The 9,023-nt window shown below is 36.8% G+C and carries 8 protein-coding genes and 1 tRNA gene; 7 read left to right on the top strand and 2 right to left on the bottom strand.

Going from position 1 to position 9,023, the window contains the following annotated elements; translation table 11 throughout:
* The first annotated feature begins 52 nt into the window (after positions 1 to 52).
* Complete coding sequence (locus ABD792_RS11125) at positions 53 to 1,051, top strand: GntR family transcriptional regulator (protein ID WP_345006099.1); 999 nt, start codon at positions 53 to 55, stop codon at positions 1,049 to 1,051.
* A gap of 87 nt (positions 1,052 to 1,138) precedes the next feature.
* Here the strand turns inward: ABD792_RS11125 and ABD792_RS11130 are convergent, their stop codons facing one another.
* Positions 1,139 to 2,785 (bottom strand): sodium/sugar symporter, encoded by a 1,647-nt coding sequence (locus tag ABD792_RS11130; RefSeq protein ID WP_345006102.1) that lies wholly within the window; start codon positions 2,783 to 2,785, stop codon positions 1,139 to 1,141.
* Between the two features lie 246 nt (positions 2,786 to 3,031).
* Between ABD792_RS11130 and ABD792_RS11135 the strand changes: the two genes are divergently transcribed.
* Genes ABD792_RS11135 through ABD792_RS11145 form a run of 3 tightly spaced genes read left to right on the top strand, consistent with a single transcriptional unit; the run spans position 3,032 to position 6,148 of the window.
* Complete coding sequence (locus tag ABD792_RS11135; RefSeq protein WP_345006104.1) at positions 3,032 to 3,934, top strand: aldose 1-epimerase; 903 nt, start codon at positions 3,032 to 3,034, stop codon at positions 3,932 to 3,934.
* Positions 3,935 to 3,948: 14 nt separating this feature from the next.
* On the top strand, positions 3,949 to 5,103 hold the full coding sequence (galK, locus tag ABD792_RS11140; protein ID WP_345006106.1) for a galactokinase: 1,155 nt from the start codon (positions 3,949 to 3,951) through the stop codon (positions 5,101 to 5,103).
* Positions 5,104 to 5,128: 25 nt separating this feature from the next.
* The gene (locus ABD792_RS11145) at positions 5,129 to 6,148 is read left to right on the top strand and encodes a UDP-glucose--hexose-1-phosphate uridylyltransferase (RefSeq protein ID WP_425568151.1); all 1,020 of its coding nucleotides are present in this window, start codon (positions 5,129 to 5,131) and stop codon (positions 6,146 to 6,148) included.
* A 41-nt stretch (positions 6,149 to 6,189) separates the two neighbouring features.
* On the opposite strand, the gene ABD792_RS11150 is transcribed toward ABD792_RS11145, so the two are convergent.
* Entirely contained in the window at positions 6,190 to 6,648 is a 459-nt protein-coding gene (locus tag ABD792_RS11150) for a hypothetical protein (protein WP_345006109.1), read from the bottom strand.
* Positions 6,649 to 6,817: 169 nt separating this feature from the next.
* Between ABD792_RS11150 and trxB the strand changes: the two genes are divergently transcribed.
* From trxB to ABD792_RS11165, 3 genes are all read left to right on the top strand, one after another.
* Complete coding sequence (gene trxB, locus ABD792_RS11155; protein WP_345006110.1) at positions 6,818 to 7,777, top strand: thioredoxin-disulfide reductase; 960 nt, start codon at positions 6,818 to 6,820, stop codon at positions 7,775 to 7,777.
* 124 nt (positions 7,778 to 7,901) lie between these two features.
* Positions 7,902 to 7,976: transfer RNA gene (locus tag ABD792_RS11160), tRNA-Pro, on the top strand.
* A gap of 228 nt (positions 7,977 to 8,204) precedes the next feature.
* Positions 8,205 to 8,945, top strand: coding sequence for a phage integrase SAM-like domain and Arm DNA-binding domain-containing protein (locus ABD792_RS11165; RefSeq protein ID WP_345006112.1), 741 nt, complete (start codon positions 8,205 to 8,207; stop codon positions 8,943 to 8,945).
* Positions 8,946 to 9,023: the final 78 nt, after the last annotated feature.

Here is a 9,023-nt window from a genome sequence, read left to right on the forward strand (position 1 = left end):
CCTACCGATACGTACTGGTAAGGAATTAAGCTTATTTATATATATTTGCTTTATGAGCATAGTTTCAATCCAAAATAAATCTGGTACACCCAAGTATAAGCAAATAGTAACATCTATTGAAAATGCTATTGCAGATGGTATCATTAAGAAAGGAGATAAGTTACCTTCAATTAACAGTATTAGAGACAAACACGAAGTATCAAGAGACACTGTTTTAAGTGCTTTTAATGAACTTAAAATACGAGGTATAGTACAGTCTATAGCAGGGAAAGGCTACTATGTTTCTAGTGAGTCTGTTAATGTAAATCAAAAAGTGTTTTTATTATTTGATGAACTTAATGCTTTTAAGGAAGATTTATATAGTTCCTTTTTAAATGCATTAGGAGACAATATACATGTCGATATTTTTTTTCATCATTTCAATCATGATTTATTTAATAAATTGATCTATGATAATATTGGCAATTATAACTATTACGTCATTATGCCTGCCAATTTGAAAAACACCAATCTGGCTATTGAAAAGTTGCCCGTAGATAAAGTATGTATTTTGGATCAAACACATGAGGAGTTAGCTGCCTATTCAGCTATATATCAAAACTTCGAAAGCGATATTTTTAATAATCTCAATAAAGGCATACAGCTCATTAGAAACTATAAAAAATTGGTTCTTATTTTTGCAGAAAACAAACAACCACAAGGTATGTTAAGAGGATTTAAACGATTCGTTTCAGAAAACAGTTTGAATTCAGAAATAATTGATTCAGCTAGAGATAGAGTACCCAAAGAAGGAGAGATCTATATTATTCCAGATGATAGAAATTTAATAAGAATTATAAAGAAGATAAAAGATGGGAAGTTGCGATTAGGTAAGACCATTGGTATTATTTCTTATAACGATACGATGCTAAAAGAAATAGTGGAGGGAGGTATTACTACCATTTCAACCGATTTTACTAAAATGGGAGAACGTTTAGCACAAATGATCGTTAATAAAGAGCAAGGAAGGATAGAAAATCCAAATAATCTTATTTTAAGAAAATCGCTATAGGTGATTATAGGATTTAAAAAAGAGTGCCCCTGAAATTTTTATTTCAGGGGCACTCTTTTTAGTCTTTTTACAGTTTTTTAGTAAAGCTTACCAGAATAAGCTGTATAGTACAGTAAGAATGATCATTATCGCAAAAGCACCCACATTGAATAATGGAGATGTTTTGAATAACTCTTTGGTAAGTGGGATGCCTTTTTCATCATCAACACCCTTATTCTCAACTTGACTTACTATAACAATTACCAACATGGTTAACAACGCCGTAATCCCCATTTGGTGCATCCAAGGCTCTAAACCAGGTATAGGGATGAATTTTAATGCTAAAGCGATAGGGATTGAGGCTAAAGCTCCCCAAATAGCTGCTTTGTTGGTTGTTTTTTTCCATAATAAACCTAGAATGAATACGGCTAAAATCCCTGGACTTACAATACCAGTGTACTCCTGAATGAATTGAAATGCTTGGTCAATACCACCTAGAAGCGGTGCCATTATTGTACCAATGATTAAGGCTATAGCTGCAGAAACCCTCCCTACATTTACAGTAGCCTTGTCACTCGCATTTTTATTGATATACTGTTTGTAAATGTCCATTGTAAAAATGGTAGATGTAGAATTCAGCATTGAGGCCAAAGACGACACGATAGCAGCAGCTAAGGCAGCAAAAGCTATACCTTTAAGACCTGTTGGCAAGAACTGCAATAACCATGGGTAAGCTTTATCTGCTTGCTCGGCACTTGGCATATTTAATTGAGCCGTTTCTCCAAGACTAGCCATTACAGAAGTATCATTTACCATAACATAAGCAGCTATACCTGGAACTACTACAATTAAAGGAATGATAATTTTTAAGAAAGCAGCCAAAAGGATTCCTTTTTGAGATTCCTTTAAGGATTTTGCTGCTAAAGTTCTTTGGATAATGTATTGGTTAAAGCCCCAATAGTAAATATTGGCAACCCACAAACCACCAATTAATACCCATATGCCCGGGAGATCTAGGTAATTTTTGTTAGGAGATCCGTCACTATTAAATTGTTCGAGTACCATATGGAATTTTTCTGGAGCTGCGTCTACAACTTTTGAGAAACCAGCAAGTATACCTTCACCTCCCGATACGGCATTCAATGCTAAATACGTTGTAATCAAACCTCCTAAAACCAAGAAAACTACTTGAATCACATCAGTCCAAGCAACAGCAGAGAGTCCGCCATATAAAGAATAAGCTGCAGCAAATAAGGCTAAGCCTATAATGGCATACATCATATCAATACCCATTATGGTTTCTATGGCTAGCCCTCCTAAATATAGTACAGATGCTAGGTTAACGAAAATGTAAAGTCCGATCCAGAATACCGCTAGAATTGTTTTAAGGTTTGTTGAAAATCGTTTTTCGACAAATTCAGGAATTGTATAAAGTCCTTTTTCAATGAATATGGGTAGGAAATACTTACCAACAATAATTAAGGTTAAAGCAGCCATCCATTCGTAAGAAGCAATAGCCAGACCAAGTGCAAATCCAGAGCCAGACATTCCTATAAATTGTTCGGCAGATATGTTAGCAGCAATTAAAGAAGTGCCTATTGCCCACCATGGCAGTGATTTACTCGCCAAGAAATAGTCTTCAGCATTTTTTTGGTGACCTTCTTTGTCCCGAGAGACCCAAAGACCTACCCCTAAAATTAATATGGCATAAGCAATAAAAACTGCATAATCCCAAAATTCAAATCCTGATGTCATAATTTTTGTATTTAGTTTAGATAGTTAAAATATTTTGAATTTCTTATATAAATTCTTTTCAAACGGCGAAATATAGTAATTTCTATTCAAATAGCTTTTAAAAGTTATTAACAACTAGTAGCTACTAGTTGGTTTTTTTATTACTTTTGGAATCTCTAAAGTTTTAAGTTGTCAAAAGATAGGCTATACATTGAGTCTTGAAGGCATTTATAAAATGAGAACGTTAACCCGTTAAATAAAAGTAAATTGTATACAATAGCGCACACACAAGATCAAGCAAATGGCTTTGATTATATTGAGATAGAGAACCCAGAAAAAACGGTTTATGCTAAAATCTTTTTAAATTTAGGAGCCAGCTTGCAGGAGCTTACTTTAGATGGACATCCTTTAATTAAGGATTTACACCCGTTAACATACAACAATACCTATGCATCTTCTGTTCTATTTCCATTTGCGAATAGAATTAAAGACGGTAAATATTCTTTTCAGGGAGAAACCTATGCATTCGATATTAACGAAGAGCCATTAAACAATGCGTTGCATGGGTTGGTTTACAATAAGACCTTTAAATTGGCTAAACAGCATGTCGCTCACAATGCTGCCGAGGTTATATTGGTTTACTCCGAAACAGACCCTGTTGAGGGATTTCCATTTAAGTATACCATTCAATTAACATATAGCTTAACGAAGAACGGATTAGATCTTAGGGTCTCCGTTAAGAATGAAGATACCAAGCCTTTCCCATTTACACTTGGTTGGCATCCTTATTTTTTAAGTGACAATTTATATAAAAGTTCTTTGAGTTTTGATGCAGATAAAACTTTGGTTTTTGATGATAGAAATATTACGACTGGTTTAAAGGATATTGAAAAAAGTGAGGTGTTTTGTGTAGAGGATAAAACCTTGGATGATTGTTTTGTGTTGAATAGCAATCAGTTTACCTTCAATACACCTAAGTATCGTTTTGAAATAACGTCGTCGTCAATAGAAAATAACTTTTTACAGTTATATACCCCTCCACATAAAAATACTATTGCTATTGAACCAACAACAGGAGTTTCCGATAGTTTTAATAATGGACTGGGATTACAGACTTTAGAACCCAAACAGATATATAGCATTAGTTGGATCCTTAAAATAATTAATTAAATCACAGAGAAATAATGAGTTTGAATACAGCATTGATAGATGAGATAAGAACTACTTTTATTGATACTTTTGAGTCAGAACCTTTACTGATATTTTCACCAGGACGTATTAATATTATTGGAGAGCACACCGATTATAATGATGGTTTTGTGTTTCCTGCAGCTGTTGATAAGGGCATAGTGGCAGCTATTCAAAAAAGTGATGCTATAAATTGTGTCGCTTATGCAGTGAATAAAGAGGAGAGCATCGAATTCACGATAGATACCATTAAACCTTTACCCGAAGGCCGATGGGAAAATTATGTTTTTGGGGTTATTGCCGAATTAAAGAACAGAAGTAAGGTTGTTGGGAATTTCAATATTGCCTTTGGAGGCGATATTCCCGGTGGTGCCGGTATGTCGTCCTCTGCTGCTTTAGAAAACAGCGTGGTGTTCGGATTGAATGAACTTTTTGATCTTGGTCTATCTAAAGAGGAGATGATTCTGATATCCCAAAAAGCAGAGCACAATTATGTAGGCGTTAAATGTGGAATAATGGATCAGTATGCCAGTATGTTTGGTATCGAAAACAATGCATTGCTGTTGGATTGCCGAACCGTTGAAGCCAAACCATATGAGATCGATTTTAAGGATCATCAACTCATGTTAATCAATACCAACGTAAAACACAGTTTGTCCGATAGTGCTTATAACGATCGCCGTTCGGTGTGTGAAAATATAGCAGAACTGTTAGGTATAAAAGCATTGAGAGATGCAACCGAAGCCGATCTTGAGCGTATAAAGGATCAGGTTACTCCCGAAAATTATCAAAAGGCCTTATATGTCATCCAGGAGAATAATAGAGCGGTAAAAGCATCAAAAGCGATAGAGTCAGGAGATTTAGAGACTTTGGGAGCTTTAATCTATCAATCTCATAATGGTTTGCAAAACCAATATAAGGTGAGTTGTGAAGAACTGGACTTTTTGGTTGAACAAGCAAAATTAACCCCACATGTTTTGGGAGCCAGAATGATGGGGGGCGGTTTTGGAGGTTGTACGATCAACTTAATAGCCAAGGAACATGTAGCGGCGTTTGGAGAAGCGGTGTCAGAAGCATATGAAGAAGAATTCAACAAAGCATGTTCGGTATATTTTATAGAATTATCAGATGGAACACATCTTATACAATAATTAACAAATCATAGTATTTATGGAGATAAACGCAGATTTACAGGATTATTCACATAAACGATATAACATTTTAACAGGTGAGTGGGTGTTGGTCTCACCACATCGTGCTAAAAGACCCTGGCAGGGACAAAATGAAGCTGTTTCTAATGAGGTGCGGCCATCATATGATGCATCATGTTATTTGTGTGCTGGTAACACTAGAATTAATGGGGAGGTAAATCCAAAGTATGAAGATGTTTACATATTCACGAACGACTTTGCCGCCTTGCAGAGCGATTCTCCTTCATTTTCAGTAACCGATGGTTTGTTGGTTGCACAAAGCGAAAAAGGAATTTGTAAAGTGGTTTGTTTTAGTCCTGACCATTCTAAGAGTTTAGCAGATATGGCCCCAGATGAAATTCAGAAAGTGGTTTTTGCCTGGCAGAGGGAATATGAAGAACTGGGAAGTAACGATTTGATCAATTATGTTCAGATCTTTGAAAATAAAGGAGCAGTAATGGGATGTAGTAATCCGCATCCTCACGGACAGATATGGAGTCAATCGACACTTCCCAATGAAGTTGATAAGAAAAATACGCAGCAGTTAAATTACTATAAAGAAAATAATAGTAGTCTATTGGGAGATTACCTTAAGCAGGAATTAGAGAAGGATGAGCGTATTATTTTTCAAAATGATGCATTTGTTGTTTTAATTCCATTTTGGGCAGTGTGGCCTTTTGAAGCTATGATTGTTCCTAAAAAGCATCAATCGAATATCTTAAGTATGGATACAGAAGAGGCTTTGCTTTATGCTGAAGCCATTTCAGTGTTGACTAAGGCTTATGATAAGCTCTTCAATACATCTTTTCCCTATTCGAGTGGGATTCATCAGGCACCAACCAATGGGGAAGCAAATGATCATTGGCATTGGCATATGAGCTTTTATCCGCCATTATTACGGAGTGCTACTGTTAAGAAATTCATGGTTGGCTACGAAATGTTCGGTTCACCACAAAGGGATATTACGGCAGAGATCGCAACACAAAGACTTAGAGAACTTCTTTAAAGAACTATATAATACCAATTACTTGAATAAGGTAATTGGTATTACTCTATTCTAATATAATTTTCAGCATAGAGCGGCGTCCCCTCATCATCTACCTGGATTTGACTGAATTTATTTTTCTCCAGAACAATATTAAACACAAATTCAGGCTGCTCTTTAATAGCGTTGTTCATAGCTTTAGACCCATAATCGAGCACTTCGGTTAAAAGACCATCCTTAACTGTATAGTCACCATATCCAAACCAGTCCAAAGAGTCAGATACACGTAATCTGGTCCACATAACCTTTGTGGCTGAATACATTTTTACCTGTTTGTTGGTATTCGAAGTTTTAATAGTATCAACTGTTCCATCACTTCTGTAGTTTAAATAGCTTACCAATTCCCATGCGCCTTCAATTGTAGGGGCTTCTGCTGGAGGATTGGTTGGGTCGGTTGCGTTTGTGTTATTCTTGCAGGAAGAGAAAAGCGTAATACAAAGGAGAAATACAAGAGGTTTCATAAGCTTTATAGGAATAAATTAATAATCAAACTACTACAAGTTACAAAAAAATGAAGTAAAAGACTATTTTATAATTTACTATTATGGCTTGATAATATCTTTTGATAACTTAAGCGTAAGTTTTCTGGTAAATACTCTACTTTTGTTTTTATTAAAATTAATAGCAATTATGTCAGAAACAATAGAACATGTAAAATGTTTAATCATAGGTTCGGGACCAGCGGGCTATACCGCTGCGATCTATGCTGCACGGGCCAATATGTCGCCTGTACTGTACCAGGGCACCCAACCGGGAGGCCAATTAACAACAACGAACGAGGTTGAGAACTTTCCCGGTTACCCCGATGGCGTTACCGGTCCGGAGATGATGCTTGAGCTGCAAAAGCAGGCAGAGCGCTTCGATACCGACGTGCGAGACGGCTGGGTGACAAAAGTAGACTTTTCAGGGTCCGTCCATAAGGTATGGGTAAACGAGACCAAGGAGATCCATTGTGATACGGTGATCATTTCTACCGGGGCCTCGGCCAAGTACCTTGGGTTGGAATCCGAGCAAAAGTATTTGAAGTTGGGCGGTGGTGTTTCGGCCTGTGCGGTGTGCGACGGTTTTTTCTACCGTAACCAGGAAGTGGTGATCGTAGGGGCAGGCGATTCGGCATGCGAAGAGGCGCACTACCTCTCGAAGCTATGCAGGAAGGTGACCATGCTTGTCCGCAGGGACGAGTTTAGAGCCTCCAAGATCATGGAGGCCAGGGTAAGGAACACCGAGAACATCGATATCCTTTTCAATACCAATACCGATGAGGTTTTAGGTGACGGTCAGGTGGTAACGGGCGTTCGCGTAAAGAACAATGTCACAGGAGCTGTTAGCGAGATACCCGCCACAGGCTTTTTCGTGGCTATAGGGCATAAGCCCAACACCGATATCTTTAAGGGCTATTTGGAACTGGATGAAACGGGCTATATTATTAATGTACCGGGTACCTCAAGAACCAATGTAGAGGGTGTTTTTGTATCGGGCGATGCGGCCGACCACGTGTACCGCCAGGCAGTGACGGCAGCAGGTACCGGTTGTATGGCGGCATTGGATGCAGAACGGTATTTGGCAGCTAAAGAAGCTGTAGTACAATAAAAGTATATTGTAAACACATATAAAACAGCCTGATATAAAAATTAGGCTGTTTTTCTATATTTCAAATTTCATTTATAAAAAAAATGTGTTTATTTTCGTAGCGATTTTACGATGTAAATCAAATCGGGATGTGGCGCAGTCCGGTTAGCGTACACGGCTGGGGGCCGTGTGGTCGCAGGTTCAAATCCTGTCATCCCGACAAAATAGGTGTCAATAGACATCATAAAAAGTCTAATTAAATGAAATTCAGTGATTTAAATTTTTATTGATTTCATTTAATTAGCTTTAATATCAAAACAAAAGTTACCTATTCGGTTACCTAATATATACCGAATTTTTTCATTACATTGGTAGCTCCTTAGCGTTTGACTTTCGCTTCGATTTGACTTTCGAAAACAAATCGAATATTAACCAAAAGCGAGAGTATATGCATACTTCAAGAACTTTCAGTATCCATTTTTGGCTTAATCTGGCCAAGAAAAAAGGAGATTTAGCACCTATCTATGCACGAGTAACTATAGATGGAAAACGTGCGGAAATCAGTTTAAAACGAGAAACATCGGTTACCTATTGGGACACCAAATCTAAGAAAACAACCTCTAGAACCATCGAAGGAAAGGCTTTGAACCAATATTTAGATCAGGTATATGCCAAATTGTTAGAATGTTATAAGCAATTGTCTTCTGGTTTTGAGTTAGTTACATCTAAAAGGATAAAAGCCAGGTTTCTCGGGCAGGACGAAAACCACAAAACACTAATTGATTTGGTAACCTACCACAATGAAAATATGACAGGTGTTCTCAAGCCAGGAACGCTTAAGAATTATTACACAACAGAGCATTATTTAGTACGGTATATAAACCAGAAATTAAAAACAAACGATATTTATTTGAAACAACTTAGCTATAGTTTTATAATAGATTTTGAACAATATCTACGAAAAAGTCCCTCTTTAAATAGTGCCATACCATTAAACAATAATGGTGTTATGAAACACCTAGAAAGGTTAAAAAAGCTAATTAACATGGCATTAGATTTGGAATGGATGGACAAAAACCCATTTGCAAGATATAAACTAAAGTTCCATAAACATCAAAAATCATTTCTATCAAAAGATGAGCTCCAGATTATAGAAGACACTTTAAAAAAGTGTATATTGGATTTATGAGTGAACATCTGGCTAATTCAGTTCGATTTGTGCCACCGATTTCGGAGTCATTGTGCCATTGATTTCGGTTTAAACCGT

This window comes from Snuella lapsa (genome assembly GCF_039539345.1).
GTDB classification, from domain to species: domain Bacteria; phylum Bacteroidota; class Bacteroidia; order Flavobacteriales; family Flavobacteriaceae; genus Snuella; species Snuella lapsa.